The 18,134-nt window shown below is 72.4% G+C and carries 17 protein-coding genes and 2 pseudogenes; 4 read left to right on the forward strand and 15 right to left on the reverse strand.

Annotated features, from left to right (window positions below; all coding sequences use genetic code 11):
* Positions 1-17 precede the first annotated feature (17 nt).
* A complete protein-coding gene (locus AB0F10_RS08380; RefSeq protein WP_360621403.1) occupies positions 18-2,408 on the forward strand; it encodes a glycoside hydrolase family 3 C-terminal domain-containing protein in 2,391 nt (796 codons plus the stop codon).
* Positions 2,409-2,464: 56 nt separating this feature from the next.
* Here the strand turns inward: AB0F10_RS08380 and AB0F10_RS08385 are convergent, their stop codons facing one another.
* Together AB0F10_RS08385 and AB0F10_RS08390 are read right to left on the reverse strand one after the other, a co-directional pair.
* Entirely contained in the window at positions 2,465-2,845 is a 381-nt protein-coding gene (locus AB0F10_RS08385) for a hypothetical protein (RefSeq protein ID WP_360621405.1), read from the reverse strand.
* A gap of 315 nt (positions 2,846-3,160) precedes the next feature.
* Positions 3,161-3,397 (reverse strand): annotated as a pseudogene (locus tag AB0F10_RS08390) (L-lysine 6-monooxygenase); the annotation flags it as partial.
* 13 nt (positions 3,398-3,410) lie between these two features.
* Between AB0F10_RS08390 and AB0F10_RS08395 the strand changes: the two are divergent.
* Positions 3,411-3,737: pseudogene (locus AB0F10_RS08395) on the forward strand (methionyl-tRNA formyltransferase); the annotation flags it as partial.
* Between the two features lie 63 nt (positions 3,738-3,800).
* On the opposite strand, the gene panD reads toward AB0F10_RS08395, so the two are convergent.
* Entirely contained in the window at positions 3,801-4,220 is a 420-nt protein-coding gene (gene panD / locus AB0F10_RS08400) for an aspartate 1-decarboxylase (protein WP_360621407.1), read from the reverse strand.
* A gap of 120 nt (positions 4,221-4,340) precedes the next feature.
* Here panD and AB0F10_RS08405 point away from each other — a divergent pair, with 120 nt between their 5' ends.
* The gene (locus AB0F10_RS08405; RefSeq protein WP_360621409.1) at positions 4,341-5,354 is read left to right on the forward strand and encodes an ABC transporter substrate-binding protein; all 1,014 of its coding nucleotides are present in this window, start codon (positions 4,341-4,343) and stop codon (positions 5,352-5,354) included.
* On the opposite strand, the gene AB0F10_RS08410 is transcribed toward AB0F10_RS08405, so the two are convergent.
* From AB0F10_RS08410 to hrcA, 11 genes are all read right to left on the reverse strand, one after another.
* The gene (locus AB0F10_RS08410) at positions 5,329-5,682 is read right to left on the reverse strand and encodes a hypothetical protein (protein ID WP_360621411.1); all 354 of its coding nucleotides are present in this window, start codon (positions 5,680-5,682) and stop codon (positions 5,329-5,331) included. The genes AB0F10_RS08405 and AB0F10_RS08410 overlap by 26 nt on opposite strands.
* Before the next feature lie 135 nt (positions 5,683-5,817).
* Positions 5,818-6,216, reverse strand: coding sequence for a hypothetical protein (locus AB0F10_RS08415; RefSeq protein ID WP_360621413.1), 399 nt, complete (start codon positions 6,214-6,216; stop codon positions 5,818-5,820).
* 141 nt (positions 6,217-6,357) lie between these two features.
* A complete protein-coding gene (locus AB0F10_RS08420) occupies positions 6,358-8,100 on the reverse strand; it encodes an ABC transporter ATP-binding protein (RefSeq protein ID WP_360621415.1) in 1,743 nt (580 codons plus the stop codon).
* Positions 8,097-9,782, reverse strand: a complete 1,686-nt coding sequence (locus AB0F10_RS08425; protein ID WP_360621417.1) for an ABC transporter ATP-binding protein — start codon at positions 9,780-9,782, stop codon at positions 8,097-8,099. The genes AB0F10_RS08420 and AB0F10_RS08425 overlap by 4 nt, the downstream gene beginning before the upstream one ends.
* Before the next feature lie 10 nt (positions 9,783-9,792).
* Complete coding sequence (locus AB0F10_RS08430) at positions 9,793-10,005, reverse strand: MbtH family protein (protein ID WP_360621419.1); 213 nt, start codon at positions 10,003-10,005, stop codon at positions 9,793-9,795.
* A gap of 27 nt (positions 10,006-10,032) precedes the next feature.
* Positions 10,033-10,836: an ABC transporter ATP-binding protein gene (locus AB0F10_RS08435; RefSeq protein WP_360621421.1), complete on the reverse strand. Its 804-nt coding sequence runs from the start codon at positions 10,834-10,836 to the stop codon at positions 10,033-10,035.
* 15 nt (positions 10,837-10,851) lie between these two features.
* Positions 10,852-11,895: an iron chelate uptake ABC transporter family permease subunit gene (locus tag AB0F10_RS08440; RefSeq protein WP_360621423.1), complete on the reverse strand. Its 1,044-nt coding sequence runs from the start codon at positions 11,893-11,895 to the stop codon at positions 10,852-10,854.
* 20 nt (positions 11,896-11,915) lie between these two features.
* On the reverse strand, positions 11,916-12,971 hold the full coding sequence (locus tag AB0F10_RS08445) for an iron chelate uptake ABC transporter family permease subunit (RefSeq protein ID WP_360621425.1): 1,056 nt from the start codon (positions 12,969-12,971) through the stop codon (positions 11,916-11,918).
* A 32-nt stretch (positions 12,972-13,003) separates the two neighbouring features.
* Positions 13,004-13,738, reverse strand: coding sequence for a 16S rRNA (uracil(1498)-N(3))-methyltransferase (locus tag AB0F10_RS08450; RefSeq protein WP_360621427.1), 735 nt, complete (start codon positions 13,736-13,738; stop codon positions 13,004-13,006).
* Between the two features lie 59 nt (positions 13,739-13,797).
* Complete coding sequence (gene dnaJ / locus AB0F10_RS08455; RefSeq protein ID WP_360621429.1) at positions 13,798-14,940, reverse strand: molecular chaperone DnaJ; 1,143 nt, start codon at positions 14,938-14,940, stop codon at positions 13,798-13,800.
* 60 nt (positions 14,941-15,000) lie between these two features.
* Complete coding sequence (gene hrcA / locus AB0F10_RS08460; RefSeq protein WP_360621431.1) at positions 15,001-16,023, reverse strand: heat-inducible transcriptional repressor HrcA; 1,023 nt, start codon at positions 16,021-16,023, stop codon at positions 15,001-15,003.
* Between the two features lie 178 nt (positions 16,024-16,201).
* Between hrcA and AB0F10_RS08465 the strand changes: the two genes are divergently transcribed.
* The gene (locus tag AB0F10_RS08465; protein ID WP_360621433.1) at positions 16,202-16,852 is read left to right on the forward strand and encodes a DUF4870 domain-containing protein; all 651 of its coding nucleotides are present in this window, start codon (positions 16,202-16,204) and stop codon (positions 16,850-16,852) included.
* Positions 16,853-16,886: 34 nt separating this feature from the next.
* On the opposite strand, the gene hemW is transcribed toward AB0F10_RS08465, so the two are convergent.
* Positions 16,887-18,098: a radical SAM family heme chaperone HemW gene (hemW, locus tag AB0F10_RS08470; protein WP_360621435.1), complete on the reverse strand. Its 1,212-nt coding sequence runs from the start codon at positions 18,096-18,098 to the stop codon at positions 16,887-16,889.
* Positions 18,099-18,134: the final 36 nt, after the last annotated feature.

The following is an 18,134-nucleotide window of genomic DNA, read 5'->3' on the forward strand; positions in this document are numbered from 1 at the left end:
CTGATGGGAGCGCTTCCATGGATGACCTGCTGGCCCGGTTGACCCTTGAGGAGAAGGTGTCGCTGCTGGGCGGCCAGGACTTCTGGTCCCTGCCCGCGATACCGAAGATCGGGCTGCGCTCGCTGGTGATGTCCGACGGGCCGATCGGCGTCCGCGGCACCGGCTGGGCGCCGGAGGATCCGTCGATCGCGTTGCCCAGCCCGACCGCGCTCGCCGCGACCTGGGACCCCGTCCTGGCCCGCAAGGCCGGCCGGCTGCTCGGCCAGGAGTCCCGGCGCAAGGGGGTGCACCTGCTGCTGGGCCCGACGGTCAACCTGCACCGCACCCCGCTGGGCGGGCGGCACTTCGAGTGCTACTCCGAGGATCCGCTGCTCACCGGCGAGATCGGGGCGGCCTTCGTCGAGGGCGTGCAGGAGCACGGCGTCGGCACGACGGTCAAGCACCTGGTGGGCAACGACTTCGAGACCGACCGGATGACCGTCGACGTGCGGATCGGCGAGCGGGCGCTGCGGGAGATGTACCTCGCGCCGTTCGAGCGGGTCGTGGCGGCGGGCGGCTGGGGCGTGATGAGCGCCTACAACGCGGTCAACGGGCAGCCGATGGCCTCGAACGGGCGCCTGCAGTCCGACGTGCTCAAGGACGAGTGGGGCTTCGACGGCATCGTGGTCTCCGACTGGCGGGCCGCCCGCTCGACGGTCGGCGCGGCGCTCGGCGGCCTCGACATCGCCATGCCGGCCCTGGAGAACCCGTGGGGCGAGCGGCTGGTCGCGGCCGTGCGCGCCGGCGAGGTGCCCGAGGCGGTCGTCGACGACAAGGTGCGGCGGGTGCTGCTGCTGGCCGCGCGGGTCGGGCTGCTCGACGGCGTACCCCCGGCCGTGCCGACACCCCCCGCGGACCTGGACGGCGACGCCGTGGCGCACGAGATCGCGGCCCGCTCCTTCGTGCTGGCCCGCAACGAGAACTTCACCCTGCCGCTGGAGGCGGTGGCGCTGACGAAGGTCGCCGTGATCGGCGCGCTGGCGACCGACGCGCGGGTGCTCGGCGGCGGCAGCGCCCAGGTGACGCCGCCGCATGTGATCTCGCCGCTGGAGGGCCTGGTCCGGGCGCTGCCGGGGGTCGACATCGGTCACGCGGTCGGCGCGGACCCGCGGCCGTTCCTGCCGCCGCTGCCGCTGGCGACGTCGGTCGAGCTGACCGGTGCCGGGCACAAGTTCGGCGTCGAGACCGCCGCCGTGCGCTGGATCGGCGACCTGCCCGGCGGCATCGACCCGGCCGGGGTCACCGGCATGGAGCTGCGCACCACGTTCACGCCGGACGAGGACGGCGAGCACACGTTCGCGGTGTCCGGCTTCGGCACGTTCGACCTGTGGATCGGCCGGGAACACCTCTACATCGGCGCGCTGCACCCGGCGAACGCCACCCGGGCGGACCTGCTGCTGTCGCCGCGCGAGCACCGGGCGACCGTGCGGCTCGAGGCGGGCGAGCCGGTCGAGATCGTGGTGAAGCAGACCATCCAGCCGGGCATGGCGCACACGGTCAGCGCGACCCTGGGCCATCGCGGGCCGGGCGTCTCCGCGGAGAGCATGATCGCCGAGGCGGTGGAGCTCGCGGCCGAGTCCGACGTGGCGGTCGTCGTGGTGGGCACGACCGAGCAGGTCGAGTCCGAGGGCTTCGACCGCACCTCGCTCTCGCTGCCGGGCAGCCAGGACGACCTGGTGGCCCGGGTGGCGGCGGCGAATCCCCGCACGATCGTGGTGGTGAACGCCGGCTCGCCGGTGCTGCTGCCGTGGGCGGACGACGTGGCCGCGGTGCTGCTGACCTGGTTCCCGGGCCAGGAGGCGGGCGCGGCGCTCGCCGACGTGCTGCTCGGGGTCCTCGAACCGGGCGGGCGGCTGCCGACGACCTGGCCGCGCCGCGAGCACGACTGCCCGATCCTCGAGGTGTCGCCCCGGGACGGCGCGGTCGAGTACGACGAGGGCCTCTTCATCGGATACCGCGCCTGGCAGCGGACCGGCAACACCCCGCTGTACGCGTTCGGCCACGGCCTCGGCTACACGACCTGGGAGTACGAGATGCTCGCGGTGTCGGCGACCGAGGCGCTGGTGACGCTCACGAACACCGGCGCACGCTTCGGCAGCGAGATCGTGCAGGTGTACGCCGAGCCGCAGGGACCGCCGCCGGTGGGCGTCGGCCCGGCCGGGGTGGTGCCCGAGCGTCCGGCGAAGTGGCTGGCCGGCTTCGAGGCGGTGTCGGCACACCCCGAGGAGACGGTGACCGTACGGATCCCGCTGCCGCCGCGCACCTGGCAGGTCTGGGACTCCGGCTGGCACACGGTGCCGGGAACGTACGCGGTGACCGCGGCGCACGCGCTCGACGATCCGCGGCTGACCGCGACGCTGGAGCTGTAGACACACCGACGGGCCACGACCGTCCGCAGGTCGTGGCCCGTTCGGTGGTGCGCGCCTCAGTCTCTGGTGACCCTGAGGTCCAGGCCCTGGGCCTTGTCGTTGGTCCAGGTGACGGTGAAGCCGGGCCAGTCACCCTGAAGCTGGCCGTCGCCGTGGACCGTGGAGTACATCCGCGAGCTCAGCGCGCCCGGGACCTGCAGGGTGTCGAGAACACAGGTCATCGAGCTCTCCGAGAGGCCGTCGTTCGGGGATTTCTCCCCGGCGCCGTCGACGACCAGCACGCTGTTGTTCTTTTCGAGCTTGGTGCTCCTCTTGACGGGGTCGCACTTGGCGACGGCGGCGAGCAGCGGGTCCTGCTCTCCGTCGGAGACCGTTTTGGCCCCGTTGTTGCCGTTCGTGTCGAGCAGCTTGGGCACCAGGATGATGCCGGCGGCCACCAGCAGAACGGTGAGGACGATCCAGGGAAGCGGACTTCGCTTCCGGGCGTGCGGTTGTGGAGGGGTCTGGCGTGGCTGCGTCATATGGGTCCTTCGCGTCGGGGGGAGGGGGCGGACGCGCGGACGAAATTGTCCGCCCCCACGCGCAGCAAGACAACGATCACGATGCGAACTGACTAATCGGACGAGTCGACTGTGGAAGTAAGTCTTACCAGACCCCTAAGCCTCAGTGACAGACAGTTACAAATATCACTTAAAGAAGATGCCTCGTCACTCTCAGCCGTCATTGATCTATGGGCCCGGCGGCCGCCGCGATCACACCCCGATCAGCGCCGGGGCCGACCTGCGGGCCACCACGGAGTCCAGGATCTCGCCCACCCGGATCGCCGGGTTCGACAGCAGCGCCGACGTGATGCCGTGGGTGTGCTCCGTGCCGCCCTGCAGATAGACGCCGACCCGCAGCCGGGGATCGGTCGCCGCGCGGTAGTCGCGCCCCACCGCAGGCCGGCCCTGATCGTCGCGCCCGCACAGGTCGCCCAGCTCGCCCAGGACCGCGTACGGGTGGATCGACTGGACCTGGACCGCCGAGGAGCTCGAGCGGCTGGTCCGGGCGCAGTCGGCGCCCTACCCGCAGGCCTTCTGCTTTCACCAGGGCCGGCGGCTGGAGATCGTCACCGCGGCCTTCTCGCAGGCGGTCTACGGCGGAACGCCCGGGCGCATCTTCTTCCGCGAGGGCGACGGGGTCGCGATCGTGGCGGGCGCCGAGGCCCGGCGCGGGCGCAGCAGGGCGCTGCTGATCCGCTCGGTGCGCAACCACGAGGGCGTCGAGATGCCGGCGCACGAATACTTCACGACCATGGGCGGCTACCTGACCAGCCACCCCGACCGCTAGCCGCCGGCCTCGCGGGCGGGGTTCGCGCCCCGCCCGCGGCGGCGGTGACTCGACGGCGGCGACTCAGTGAGCCAGGACCTTGCCGGAGACCTGGTCGTCCGCGCCCGGCACCGGCGCCGAGGGGTCCGAGCCGATCTCGATCAGCTCGTTGCGCTCGTTCACGTGCGCGACGCGGGGCGCGTAGTCGGCCCGCTCGCGCTCGTCGACCTGCTTGAACGACATGATGATGATCAGATCGCCGACCGAGACCAGGCGGGCCGCGGCACCGTTGATGCCGATCACGCCGGAGCCGGCCGCGCCCTCGATGACGTACGTCACCAGGCGGGCGCCGTTGTCGATGTCGACGACCTGGACCTGCTCGCCCTCGACGAGGTCGGCCGCGTCCATCAGGTTCTTGTCGATGGTGATCGAGCCAACGTAGTGCAGGTCAGCCTGGGTCACGGTGGCCCGATGAATCTTGCCGCCGAGCAGGGTCCGCTGCATGTGCCGTCCTCCTGAGTGTGTACCGCGAAAAGTGAGGCCCTGGGGCCGCCGCGGAAGCAAGGGTAGCCTAACCTAACCTTCAGTCCGAGCAACCGGACCCCCGATCGAGGAGCCAGACTAATGAACCGACGCACTCGCGGGTGGCGCCGCGTGCTGACCATCGCCGCCGCCGGCCTTCTTGCCGCCGCCACCGCCACCGCCTGCGCGTCCGACGACGAGCCCACCACCCCCACCGCGCCAGGCTCCGCCGCGGCCGCGTTCCCGGTCACCATCGAGCACAAGTTCGGGTCCACCAAGATCGAGAAGCGGCCGGAGCGGGTCGTCACCGTCGGCTGGAACGACCAGGACCCGGTGCTGGCGCTCGGCGTCGTGCCGGTCAGCACCCGCGAGTGGTTCACCGAGTACCCGACCTACCCGTGGGTCAAGGAGGCGCTCGGCGGCAAGCCCCTGCCCACGTTCTCCGCCGAGCTCAACTTCGAGGCGATCATCAAGCAGCAGCCGGACCTGATCCTGGCGATCTACGAGACGATCAACAAGGAGACGTACGAGAAGCTGTCGCAGATCGCCCCCACGGTGATCCAGTCCTCGGCGTACGCGGACGAGCAGACCCCGTGGGACGTGCAGACCCTGACCACCGGCAAGGCGCTCGGCAAGTCCGCCGAGGCGCAGGCGCTGGTCGACAAGGTCAACGCGAAGATCACCGAGGCGAAGAGCGCCAGCCCGCAGTTCGCCGGCAAGACCCTCGTGGTCGACTTCGGCCCGGAGAAGGGCCAGCACTGGCTGGTCCCGGCGAAGGACCCGCGCCGCGCGCTGTTCGACGCGCTCGGCTTCGCCGCGCAGACCGAGTCCGAGGACGTCAGCGAGGAGCGGCTCGACCTGCTCGACCGCGATGTGCTCTTCGTCAACGGCGCCGCCCGGAAGGACATGCTGACCTCCCCCGCGTTCAGCCGCCTGAAGGTGGTCACCGAGGACCGCACCCTCTACACCGCGTTCGACACCTCGCTGAGCGGCGCGCTGGCCTACAGCGGCCCGAACGCCCTGCTCTACGCGCTGGACGTCCTGGTGCCGCAGCTGAAGAACGCCACCGACGGCGACCCGGCGACCCCGGTCACCGACCTGTCGAACGCCGCCTGACGCAACCCGCGACTACGAAGAAGGGGCGACCAGGGCGCCCCTTCTTCACAACGCAGCATCGTGTCGCTCCACCCTTCCAGCGGGCTGTCACCAGGAGTGCGGTCTTCTCGATGGGCGGCAGGCCGTCATCGAGGTCGCGCAGGCGCTGATAGATCTCCCGCATCTGCGCCCGGTCGGTGATGTGCGTGGTGCCGGCGGCCTTCTCCAGGACCGTCAGGGTGCTCGCCAGCCTGATCGATCCGACCGTGCTGCCGGTGGACCGGCGCCGTTCCAGGCGCCGGATCTCGCGGGTGGCCGTCTCGGCTCCCAGCCCATCGTCGATCAGCACGATGATCGGCGCCCGCTTCCGCGGCCACGACCGCGTGCGCGATCACCATCGTCTCGCCGAGGTCCTTGGATCGCCTCAGACGCTCGGCCATGGGTTGCTGGGTGATCCGGTTGACGACCCGGGCCAGCTCGGGCGTCAGATCGTCGGGCAGGATCTGGATCCACGCCGGCGCCAGCCTCCTCCAGGCTGCCGCCGCCGGGCGGAAACGGCGTCGAGGTCCACCTGCACCTCCGGTAGCTCGGCGGGATCGGCCCAGCTGACCGGGTGCCGCGCGGGGAAGATGCCGGCTTCACGGAGCTCCGCAGCGGCGGTGTCGGGCGCGATGCCCCGCAGGGTGGCGATGGTCTGCGCGGAGACCACGCCGTCGATGTAGCCCCGAATGGCGCGGGTCAGCAGCCGCTGCGGCGCCCGCCGCCGATCCGCGTCGACCTGGAGCGCCTGATATTGGTCGCTCCAGCCGAAGCGCCGCACCCCGTTGAAGATCTCGCGCAGGACCACCACGGTCCACTTCTCGCCCTGCCGCCCTGCCGTCATCTTCCCGCACCTCCGATGTGGAACGCCCGAGGGCGCGCGTCATCGACGCGGGATTAGGTTAGCCTAACCTATCTCGACGGCGCCGGGGGCATACCGAAACGGGCGCACCGCCGTCGCGGTGCGCCCGTCGGTGACGTCCCGTCAGGCCGGGGTCGAGCTTCTCGACTCCCAGGCCGACCAGAGCTGGGCGTAGCGGCCGCCGGCGGCGACGAGCTCGGCGTGCGGGCCCGACTCCACGACGACGCCGTGCTCCATGACGATGACCCGGTCCGCCGACGCGGCCTGGGTGAGCCGATGCGCCACGATCAGCACCGTCCGGCCCCTCGTCGCGGCCGCCGCCGACTGCTCCAGCGCGCGGGCGCCCGCGCTGCCGGCCTCGGCGGTGGCCTCGTCCAGCACGGCGACCGCCGGGTCCAGCAGCACCAGCCGGGCCAGCGCCAGCTGCTGCGCCTGCGCGGGGGTCAGGTCGTGGCCGCCGTCGCCGACCGCCGTGTCCAGCCCGTCGGGCAGCTCCCGCGCCCAGTTGAGCGCGCCCACCGCGTCCAGCGCCGCCTCCACCTCGGGCCGGCTCGCGCCCGGGCGGGCCAGCCGCAGGTCCTCCACCAGCGGGCCGGCGAAGACGTGCGTCTCCTGGCTGATGATGGCCACGGTCCCGGCGGGCAGTTCCCGCACCGGTACGCCGTCGACCCGGGCCGTGCCCTCGCCGGGGTCCAGGATGCCCGCGGCGATCGAGGCCACGGTGGTCTTGCCGGCGCCGGTCGAGCCGACCAGGGCGACACGCTCGCCCGGCTCGAGGCGGATGCTCAAGCCACGCAGCACCGGCGTCCTGCCGTCGTAGCTGAAGCTGACGTCGTCGAGGCTCAGCGAGGCGTCCGCGGGCCGCCGGGCGGCCTCGCGCCGCTCCACCGGCACCGTCTCGACGCCGACCAGGCGGGCGAGGCTCGCGCCGGCCGCCTGGATCTCGTCGAAGGTGTAGAGCAACATCGACACCGGGTTGAAGAGCCGGTGGAAGAGCAGGGCGGCCGCCGAGGCCTGGCCGACCGAGACGGATCCGTCGCGGACCAGCAGGAAGCCGACCGTCAGCAGCGCGGCGAGCCCGAAGAACTCGGCCCGGTTGATCCGGCCGACGAAGCGGGTGAAGAGCGTGAAGACGCCGACGTCGATGTCGCGCGCCTTGGCCGACGCCCTGTCGATGTCGTCCAGGTGCCGCCGCTCCAGCCGGTAGGCGTGCACGGTCCGCAGCCCCTGCATGCTCTCCACGAGCAGCTGGGACCGCTCGGCGACGGCCTGGCGCTCGTCGGCGTACCGGGGCGCGGAGAGCGGCAGGTACCAGCGCAGCGCGATCACGTAGAACGGCACCGCCACCGCGCCGGCCAGGCCGAGCCGCCAGTCGATCCCGGTCATCGCCGCCAGGCTCAGCACGGCCAGCAGCAGGGCCGAGATCACGTTGGGCAGCACGTGGGCGACGGCCTTGCCGATCGCCGCGATGTCGGCGCCGACCCGCGACAGCAGGTCGCCGCGCCCGGCCCGGTCCAGCACCAGCGCCGGCAGCCGCAGCGCGGTCGCGACGGTGCTCTCCCGCAGATCGGCGAGCATCCGGGACCCGAGCCGGCCGATCAGGTACTTGGACAGCCCGATCGCGACCCCGCCGATCAGCGCGGCGGCGCCGATGACGATCGAGATCGAGACGATCGCGGACGTGCCGGCGCCGGAGCGGACCCGGTCGACCAGCACGCCGAGGGCGTACACGGGCAGAATCGCGGCCGCGGCCGCGGCGATGCCGGCCAGCAGCGTGCCGGCCACCTCGCCGCGGCGTCCGCGAAGCTCCGCCCGCAGCCAGGCGCGGGTCTGCCGGGTGGTCGCGATGGGCAGGATCTGGCTCATCTCAGCACCAACTGACGGTAGGTCTCGTCGCTCGCGCCCAGCGCCTCGTGCCCGCCCTCGGCCGCCACGACGCCGTCGCCGAGCACGACGACCCGGTCGGTGGCGGCGAGCAGGGCGGGGCTGCTGGTGATGACGACGGTGGCGAAGCCGGACTCGGGCCCGTGCCGCAGCGCGCGGATGCCCTGGGCGATGGCGTGCTCGGTGACCGCGTCGACGGCGGTCGTCGGATCGTGCAGCACCAGCACCGGCGGCCGGGCGAGCAGCGCGCGGGCCAGCGCGATCCGCTGCCGCTGCCCGCCGGAGAGGCTCGCGCCCCGCTCGGCGACGACCGTGTCGAGCCCGTCGGCCTGGGTGGCGAGCACCTCGTCGGCGGCCGCGGCGCTCAGCACGTCGGTCAGGATCTCGTCGCCCGCGTGCACGGCGACGTTCGCGGCGATGGTGCCGGTGAACAGGTCGGCGTGGTGCGGCTCGACCAGCAGCAGCCGGCGGGCGTGCGCGCGCTCGACCTGCTCCAGCGGCGAGCCGCCGAGCAGCACGCTGCCCTGGTAGTCGGCCGGCACCGAGAGCAGCCTGACCAGCGCCTCCGCGTCGCCGGAGCGGCGGGCGACCACACCGACGAACTCGCCGGGGAGCACGTGCAGGTCCAGGCCGTCGAGCGGGCCGTGCCGCACCCCGGACAGGCGCAGGTCGCACGGGTGCTCGGCCGGCGTCGCGACACCCTCGGGAAGCACCAGGCCGGCGTCGGCGATCAGCGCGACCCGGTCGGCGGACGCCCGGGCCTCACCGATCCAGCTCGGCGCGACCGCGAGGGTCCCGAACGGCTCGATCAGGAACTGGGCCAGGCCGATCACCGCGATGAGCTGGCCGACGGTGATCCGGCCGGTCAGCGCGAACCAGCCGGCCATGATGGCGATGCCGCAGGCCAGCAGCGTGCTGAGGGTGGTGGAGGCGGCCAGGTAGGCGCCCTGGGTGCGCGCGGCGCGCAGGGTGGCCCGCAGCGAGCGGCGGCTGACCTCGCGGTAGCGCTCGGCGGCCGCGTCCTGTGCGCCGAGGCCGCGCAGCGGCCGCAGCCCGGTGACCAGGTCGGTGGCGAGCGAGGTGGCGCGGCCGGCCTGCTCCTGCTGGTCGGCGACGCGCCTGGTGATCACCGGCGAGCTGATCTGCAGCAGCACCAGCACGATCGGCGTGGCGATCAGCACGACCAGGCCGAGCGGCACCGAGATCAGGAACAGCGCGACGGCGCTGACCACGGTGGCCACGATCGCGCCGACGATCCGGGGGATGTAGTCCAGCAGGTACGACGTGTTGTCCGCGTCGCTGGTCGAGACCGTCAGCAGGTCGCCCGCGCGCAGGTCGGTGCGCACCCCGCGCGGGTGCAGGATCTTCGCGGACACCTCGAGGCGCAGCTGGTGCCCCTCCTCGGCGATGGCGGCCATCAGCCGCCGCGCGCCGAAGCGGTACGCCGTGGTCAGCAGCGTGAACTGCACGGCGAGCACGCCGATCCAGAGCAGTAGCCGGCCGAGGTCGCCGGGGGTGACCGCCCGGTCGATGATGACGCCGATCATGATCGGGACGAACGTCTCGCAGATCTGGTGCACCGCGATCAGCGCCGTGCCGGTCCAGAGCCGGCGGGCGTTGCGGGTCGTGCTGCGAAGCAGGATGCGGGCGCCGGAGCGGCTCACGGGGCCGTGCTCACTGGGCCATGCTCTCGCGCAGCGACCTGGGGCGCAGGTCGGTCCAGTTGGCGTCCACGTAGTCGACGGCCTCACTCCGCGGCGACGGTCCGAAGACGCTGCGCCAGCCCGCCGGGATCTCCTTGAAGGATGGCCACAGCGAGTGCTGCTCCTCGTCGTTCACGAGGACGTGGAAGGTGCCGTTCTCGTCGTCGAACGGGTTGCTGGACACGACGTCTCCCCACCGATCTGCCGAAAGTTAGGACAGCCAACCTATGCGTTGGAGCACCGACGCCCGCGGGATGACCAGCGGGGTGTGCGTCTCCGGGTCGTCGATGATCCGGCAGCCGAGCCCGAAGACCTCCTCGACCAGCTCGGCCGTCATCACCTCGCGCGGGTCGCCCTGCGCCACGATCGCGCCGGACTTCATCACCACCAGGTGATCCGCGTACCGCGCGGCCTGATTGAGGTCGTGCAGCACCGCTACCATCGTCGTGTCCTGCTCCCGGTTGAGCCTTACGCACAGCTCGAGCAGTTCGATCTGGTGCGCGATGTCCAGGAACGTCGTCGGCTCGTCGAGCAGCACGATCGGCGTCTGCTGCGCGAGCACCATCGCCACCCAGACCCGCTGCCGCTGACCGCCGGACAGGGTGTCGACCAGCTCACCTGAGAGTTCGGTCACACCGGTGGCCGCCATCGCCGCCACCACCGCGTCCTCGTCGGCGGCCGACCACTGCCGGATCAGCCTCTGGTGCGGGAACCGGCCCCGGGCGACCAGCTCGGCGACCGTGATCCCGTCCGGCGCGATCGACGACTGCGGCAGCAGCCCCAGCCGCCGCGCGACCTCCTTGGCGGGCCGGGCGTGGATGTCCCGCCCGTCGAGCAGCACCTCGCCGCGGCCGGGCCTGAGCAGCCGGGACAGGGCGCGCAGCAGCGTCGACTTGCCGCAGGCGTTGGGGCCGATGATCGCGGTGAACCGGCCCTCGGGCACCGCCAGGTCCAGGTGCTCGCTGATCGTCTTCCTGTCGTATCCGATGGTGATGTCCCGGGCCGCAAGACTCATCGTGCTCCCTCTCCCCTACCGCCGCGCCTGGCCGACCAGCAGCCAGACGAAGTAGATGCCGCCGACCGAGACGGTCACGATGCCGACCGGCAGCTGGGTCGGCGCGAACGCGCTCTGTGCGAGCCAGTCGCTGAGCATCAGCAGAAAGGCGCCCATGGCCGCCGACGGCACCAGCGCGATGCCGCCCGTGCGGGTGAGCCGCTGCGCCAGTTGCGGCGCGGCCAGCGCGACGAAGGCGATCGGCCCGGCGGCCGCCGTCGCGACCGCGGTCAGGCCGACCCCGATGACCAGGTACACCAGCCGGGCCGGCTCCACCCGTACGCCCAGAGCGGCCGCCGCGTCCTCGCCCATCTCCAGCAGCGAGAGCCGGGGCCCGAACCCGATCAGCGCCACGCAGAGCACGGCGACGCCGACCGCGACCGGGGTGACCTGCGCCCAGCCGAGCCCGTTGAGGCTGCCCTGCTCCCAGACCGACGCGGCGAAGGCCGCCTGCAGGTCGACCCTGATGATGAACCACTGATTGGCGGAGGCGAGCATGGCGCTGATCGCGATGCCCACGATGATCAGCCGGAAGCCCTGCACGCCGCGCTTGAACGCCAGCAGGTAGACCACGATCGCGGTGGCCAGGCCGCCGGCCAGGGCGCCGGCCGCGGTGACGTAGTAGCCGTTGCCGATGAACACGGTGGCGACGAGCACGCCGGTGAACGCGCCGGTGCTGAACCCGATGACGTCCGGGCTGCCGAGCGGGTTGCGGGTGAGCGCCTGGAAGACGGCGCCGGCGAGCCCCAGCGCGACACCGATGATCACCGCGAGCAGCACCCGCGGCAGCCGCCACTCGACGACGACGAGCCGCGCGGCCCGGGTGCCCTCCCCGGTCAGCGCCCGCAGCACCTCGCCCGGCGAGAGGGTGAACTCGCCGGTGCCGAGCGCCAGCACGGCCACCGCGAGCGTGGCCAGCGCCAGCAGCAGGCAGACGATCGCGGGCCGCACGCCGAGACGCGCCGAGACGCCGCGGTGCGGCCGCAACACCAGCACCCGGCGGCCGAAGTCGACGCTCACAGACCGCTCACCCGGGACGCTCACAGACCGCTCACCCGGGACCGGCGAACCCACCAGATCAGCACGGGCGCGCCGACGAACGCGGTGACGACGCCGACCCGCAATTCACCGGGCCGCACGACGAGCCGCCCCACGATGTCGGCGAGCAGCAGCAGGATCGGTCCGCACACGACGGTGTACGCGAAGATCCAGCGCTGGTCCGGCCCGACGATCCAGCGCACGATGTGCGGGACCATCAGGCCGACGAAGCCGATCGGCCCGACCGCGGCGGTGGCGGCGCCGGCCAGCAGCATCACCGAGACGGTCGCCAGGAACCGGGTCCGCCCGATGCCGGCGCCGAGGGTACGTGCCAGGTCGTCGCCGAGCGCGACGGCGTTGAGCGAGCGGGCCACCAGCAGGGCGAGCACCGTGCCGGCGAGCACGAACGGCAGGATCGTCGTGGCGACCTCGAGCGGCCGGCCGGCGAGCGTGCCGATGTCCCAGAAACGCAGGTAGTCGAAGGCGCGCGGCCGGACCAGCCGGATGCCACCGGAGATGCCGTCCATGACCGCGCCGAGCGCGACGCCGGCGAGCGTCAGCCGGATCGGCGTGGCACCGGCGCGCCCGGCCGACCCGAGCAGGTAGACCAGGCTCAGCGCGAAGGCGACGCCGGCGAAGCCGAACCACATGTACTGCGACAGGCTGGTCAGGCCGAGCACGCCGACCGCGAACACCACGAACAGCCCGGCACCGGCGTTGATGCCGAGGATCTGGGTGTCGGCGAGCGGGTTGCGGGTGACCGCCTGGATGACCGCGCCGGACAGTCCGAGGGCGACCCCGGCGAGCAGGCCCACGATCGTGCGCGGCACCCGCAGGTCCCGCACGATCGACTGATCGTCGGTGTCGGTGTAGTGGAAGAACGCGTCCCAGACCGTGCCGATATGGATGGTACGGGTGCCGAGCGCGATGCCGGCCAGGCAGACCAGCGCGAGCACGCCCAGGCAGGCGAGCAGTCCGGCGCCCCGCCGCACCCGGCCGGTCCCGGTGCCCACGGCCGCGGCCGGCCCGGGCCGCGCGGGCGTACGCGTGAGGACCATGCAGGAAAGCTTAGGCTAACCTTCCTAGTGCGTCACCACCGGTCGAGACGGGCGGAGAGCACCGCGAGCGCGGCCATCCCGGCCGTTGAGGTGCGCAGGACCGCGTCGCCGAGCCGCACGGGATGCGCGCCCGCGCCGACGAAGGCGCCCAGCTCCTGGTCGCTGATCCCGCCCTCGGGCCCGACGATCAGCACGATCTCCCCGGCCTGGGGCAGCTTGGCGCCGGTGAGCCGGTCGGTGGCCTCCTCGTGCAGCACGAACCCGGCGGCGGCCTCGGACAGCCGCGCGCAGACCCGCTTGGTGCTGGTGTCCGGGGTGCCCGAGACGGCCGGAAGCCACGGCCTCCGCGCCTGCTTCGCGGCCTCGCGCGCGGTGCTCACCCACTTTTCCCGGGCCCGCTCGCCGCGGTCGCCGCGCCACTGCGCGACCGACCGCGAGGCGGCCCAGGGCACGATCTCGTCGACCCCGATCTCGGTCATCGCCTGCACGGCGAGCTCGCCCCGGTCGCCCTTGGCGATGCCCTGCACCACGACCAGCCGCGGATCGGGCGCGGCCCGGAAATCCCGGCCGAGGACGGCGACGTCGATGCTGCCCCGGCCGACGGCGGTGACCTCGGCGGTGGCGGTCCCACCCCGCCCGTCGCCGAGCAGCAGCACCTCACCGACCTTCAGCCGCTGCACCGTGGCGGCGTGATGCCCCTCGGCGCCGCCCAGGGTGTACCGCTTCCCGCCGGGCAGGTCGTCAACCAAGAACAGAGGCGCAGACACCAGCACACGCTACCCGGCATCCGGCACGGGAGATCACCGGTCCGGGACCGCCGGATCGCTCAGTGGCCGTTGAAGGCGTCCCGCATGCGGGAGAAGAATCCGCCCTGCTTGCTCAGCTCGGCGATGTCCTCACCCCGGGTCTTCGCGAAGTCGCGCAGCATCCGCTCCTGGTCGGCGGTCAGCTTGGTCGGCGTCTTGACGTCGAGGTGCACGAAGAGCTCACCCCGGCCCTGGCCGCGCAGGTGCGGCACGCCCTTGCCCCGGATGCGCAGCGTCGAGGCCGGCTGGGTGCCCGGCTTGACCTCGATGTTCTCCTCGCTGTCCAGGGTCTTGATGGTCAGCCGCGTGCCCAGCGCCGCCGCGGTCATCGGCAGGGTCACCCGGCAGTGCAGGTCGTCGCCCTTGCGCGAGTAGACGTCGTGCGGGCGCTCGTGGATCTCCACGTAGAGGTCGCCGGCGGTGCCGCCGCCGGGGCCCACCTCGCCCTGCTGCGCCAGGCGGATGCGCATGCCGTCCTCCACGCCCGCCGGGATCTTCACCGTCAGGGAGCGGCGGGTGCGGATGCGGCCGTCGCCGGCGCAGGTCGGGCAGGGCTGCGGGATGACCGTGCCGTGCCCCTGGCAGACGTGGCAGGGCTTGGCCGAGACGACCTGGCCGAGGAAGGTGCGCTGCACCGACTGGACCTCGCCGCGGCCGCCGCACGTCTCGCAGGTCGCGAGGTGGGTGCCGGGCGCGGTGCCCGCGCCGGAGCACTGGGTGCACAGCACGGCCGTGTCGACGGTGATCGGCGCCTCGACGCCGAAGGCCGTCTCCACCAGGTCGAGCTCCAGGCGCAGGATCGCGTCGGCGCCCGGGCGGGTGCGCGGCCGCGGGCCGCGGGAACCGCCGCCGGCCGCCGTGCCGAAGAAGGCGTCCATGATGTCCTGGAAGCCCACGAACGGTCCGGCTCCGCCGGGGCCGCCGGGGCCGCCCGCGCCGCCGCCGGGTGCCAGCGGGTCGCCGCCGAGGTCCACGATCTGACGCTTCTGGTCGTCCGAGAGAACCTCGTACGCCGCGTTGATGTCCTTGAACTTCTCGTGCGCTTCCGGGTCCGGATTCACATCCGGATGGAATTGACGGGCCAGCTTGCGATAGGCGCGCTTGATCTCGTCGTCGGTGGCTTCGCGGCCGATGCCGAGAATTCCGTAGTAGTCCTTGGCCACAGGGTTCGAGTCCTCATGTCTGCCCCGCGCTTCGCGCTGGAGACCTTCGTCGCGGTTGCGTCAGTTTTGTGCCAGCAGGTCGCCAACGTAGCGTGCCACGGCACGTACGGTCGCGATGGTGCCGGGGTAATCCATCCGGGTGGGCCCCAGCACACCGAGCCCACCAACGATCGTCGTGCCTGGTCCGTAACCCGTGCTCACCACGGACGCCGCCCGCAGGTTGTCGATCTCATTCTCGTCGCCGATGCGGACCCGGGTGGTGCTGGGCTCGACCTCGCCGATGAGCTTGAGGAGGATGACCTCCTCTTCGAGCGCCTCCAGGACCGGACGCAGCGAACCCTGGAAGTCCAGCACGCCGCCCCGGGTCAGGTTCGCCGTACCCGCCAGGGCGAGGCGTTCCTCACTGCGCTCGACCAGTGTCTCCAGCAGCACCGACGCGACACAGGCCATCGTGGTGCGCTTCTCGGGGTCCGACTCGTCGACGAGCGCGGCCACCAGCGGCGGGGTGTCGGACAGCTTCTCGCCGCTCAGCTTAGTGTTGATCTTGCGACGCATGTCCAGCACGTCGTCGGTGTGCGTCGGCCCCGGCAGCTCGACCAGGCGCTGCTCGACCCGGCCGGTGTCCGCGATCATCACCAGCATCAGCCGGGTGGTGGAGATCGGCACCAGCTCGAGATGGCGCACCGACGAGCGGGCCAGGCTCGGATATTGAACGACGGCGACCTGGCGGGTGAGCTGGGCGAGCAGGCGCACCGTGCGGTGCACCACGTCGTCGAGGTCGACCGCGCCGACCAGGAAACGCTCGATCGCGCGCCGCTCGGCCGGGCTCAGCGGCTTGACCCGCGACAGCCGGTCGACGAAGAGGCGGTAGCCCGCGTCGGTCGGCACCCGGCCCGCACTGGTGTGCGGCTGCCGGATGTAGCCCTCCTCCTCGAGCACCGCCATGTCGTTACGGACCGTCGCCGGGGAGACCCCGAGCTGGTGGCGCTCGACCAGGGCCTTGCTGCCGACCGGCTCCTGGGTCGACACGTAGTCCTCGACGATGGCGCGCAACACTTCAAGCTTGCGGTCGTCGAGACTCACGCCGAACCCCTCCCCGCCGCCCTGGCACTCCTCAAAGTCGAGTGCCAGTCTACGTCGCCGCCGCGCCGCGCGCGATGATCAATCGTCGGTGCCCGCGGCGGCCAGCCGACTGTCTATTCTCCGACCTCGCCCGGGTGTTGCCTCGCCACGTTCGACCTGCGGTCCTACCGTGTGCGACATGACTGAACCGCCGCGCCCTCCCGGCGAGGGAGATCCCTCGGACCCCACCAGGCCATTCAACCCACATCCGGGTAACGATCCAGCCCCCGGATCGCCCCCGCCGCCGCCGGCGTACGGCTCACCGCAACCGCCGGCGTACGGCAGCCCACCGCCCACGTCCGGCGGCGGCTACACGCCACCGCCCACGTCCGGCGGCGGCTACCCGCCCCCGCCCGGCCCCGGCTACGGCCCGCCTCCCGGCGGCCAGCAGTACGGGCAGCAGTACGGCCAGCAGCCCGGCGGGTACCCCCCGCAGGGTTATGGTGCGGGCGGCGACGACAAGACCTGGATCCTGGTCACCCACTTCGGCGGCGCGGCCGGCGCCTTCCTCGGCGGCGGCTGCTCGGGCTGGATCGCGCCGCTGGTGGCGCTGCTGGCCCGGGGCAACCAGTCGCCCGCGGTGCGCGCCGAGGCGGTCAAGGCGCTGAACTTCCAGATCCTCTGGACCATCATCGCGATCGTCGGCTGGGTGCTGAGCTGCATCGTCGTCGGAATCTTCATCGGCCTGGCCGCCTGGGCCATCGCCACGATCTTCGGCGTCATCGCCGGCGTCAAGGCGAACAACAACGAGCCGTACAACTACCCGATGACGGTTCAAATGATCAAGTAGTGACCCGGCCGTGACGCCGGGTCCAGGCCCGGCGTCACGGCAGCAGGTCGCGGATCACCGCGTCGGCGAGCAGCCGGCCGCGCAGCGTCAGCACCACCCGGCCGTCGTCGTAGGCGCCCGGCTCCAGCAGGCCGTCGCCGAGCGCCTGCGCGGCGCCCTTGCGCCCGGTCGCGTCGAGCGCGGCCACCGGCAGTCCGTCGCTGAGCCGGACCCGCAGCATCACGTCCTCGACGTGGCGATCGGCGTCCGTCAGGATCTCCCGCCCCAGGCCGGGCGAGACACCCTCACCCACCCTTTTCGCGTACGCCGTGGGGTGCTTGACGTTCCACCAGCGCACGCCGCCGACGTGGCTGTGCGCGCCCGGCCCGAGTCCCCACCAGTCGCCGCCGGTCCAGTAGAGCAGGTTGTGCCGGCAGCGCGCCTGCTGCGTCGTCGCCCAGTTGGACACCTCGTACCAGGAGAAACCCGCGCCGCCGAGCGCGGCCTCCGCGGCAAGGTAGCGGTCCGCGGCAACGTCGTCCTCCGGGTACGGCAGCTCGCCGCGCCGCATCTTCGCCGCCATCCGGGTGCCGTCCTCGACGATCAGCGAGTACGCGCTGACGTGGTCCACCCCGGCCCTGATCACCGCGTCCAGCGAGGCGGCGAAGTCCTCCGGCCGCTCCCCCGGCGTACCGTAGATCAGGTCGAGGTTGACGTGCTCGAACCCGGCCTCGCGGGCCTCGACCGCCGCCTGCGGAGCCCGGCCGGCCGTGTGCTTGCGGTCGAGGATCGCCAGCACGCTCGGGGCGGCGGACTGCATGCCCAGCGAGATGCGGGTGAAGCCGGCCGCGCGCAGCGCCCGCAGCGAGCGCGGGTCGACCGACTCCGGGTTGGCCTCGGTGGTGACCTCGGCGCCGTCGGCCAGCCCCCAGGTCCGGTCGATGCCCTCGAGGATCCGGCCGAGATCGCCGGGATCGAGCAGGGTCGGCGTGCCGCCGCCCACGAACACGGTGTCGACCGGGGCGCCGGTGACGCTCGCGGCCAGCTTCAGCTCGGCCAGGACCGCGTCGGCGTAACCCTCCCGGCTCGCACCGCCCCCCAGCTCACCGGCCGTGTAGGTGTTGAAGTCGCAGTATCCGCAGCGGCTCGCGCAGAACGGGACGTGTACGTAGACCCCGAACCCGCGCCGGCCGACCGCGCTCAGTGCGCTATCGGGCAGGGACCCGTCGCTGGGTACGGGCTCACCATCGGGTGGAGGACCAGGCATTCCTCAAGTGTGCACGCACACGGTTAAGGTTCCGGC

Source organism: Actinoplanes sp. NPDC026623 (assembly GCF_040638275.1).
In the GTDB taxonomy this organism is placed as follows: domain Bacteria; phylum Actinomycetota; class Actinomycetes; order Mycobacteriales; family Micromonosporaceae; genus Actinoplanes.

Excerpts from the sequence above, each read along its gene's own strand:
- AB0F10_RS08380 (WP_360621403.1), top strand. The coding sequence starts at position 18 with ATGGATGACCTGCTGGCCCGGTTGACCCTTGAGGAGAAGGTGTCGCTG.
- panD (WP_360621407.1), bottom strand. The coding sequence starts at position 4,220 with ATGCAGCGGACCCTGCTCGGCGGCAAGATTCATCGGGCCACCGTGACC.
- AB0F10_RS08405 (WP_360621409.1), top strand. The coding sequence starts at position 4,341 with ATGAACCGACGCACTCGCGGGTGGCGCCGCGTGCTGACCATCGCCGCC.
- AB0F10_RS08415 (WP_360621413.1), bottom strand. The coding sequence starts at position 6,216 with ATGACGGCAGGGCGGCAGGGCGAGAAGTGGACCGTGGTGGTCCTGCGC.
- AB0F10_RS08420 (WP_360621415.1), bottom strand. The coding sequence starts at position 8,100 with ATGAGCCAGATCCTGCCCATCGCGACCACCCGGCAGACCCGCGCCTGG.
- AB0F10_RS08435 (WP_360621421.1), bottom strand. The coding sequence starts at position 10,836 with ATGAGTCTTGCGGCCCGGGACATCACCATCGGATACGACAGGAAGACG.
- AB0F10_RS08445 (WP_360621425.1), bottom strand. The coding sequence starts at position 12,971 with ATGGTCCTCACGCGTACGCCCGCGCGGCCCGGGCCGGCCGCGGCCGTG.
- AB0F10_RS08465 (WP_360621433.1), top strand. The coding sequence starts at position 16,202 with ATGACTGAACCGCCGCGCCCTCCCGGCGAGGGAGATCCCTCGGACCCC.
- hemW (WP_360621435.1), bottom strand. The coding sequence starts at position 18,098 with ATGCCTGGTCCTCCACCCGATGGTGAGCCCGTACCCAGCGACGGGTCC.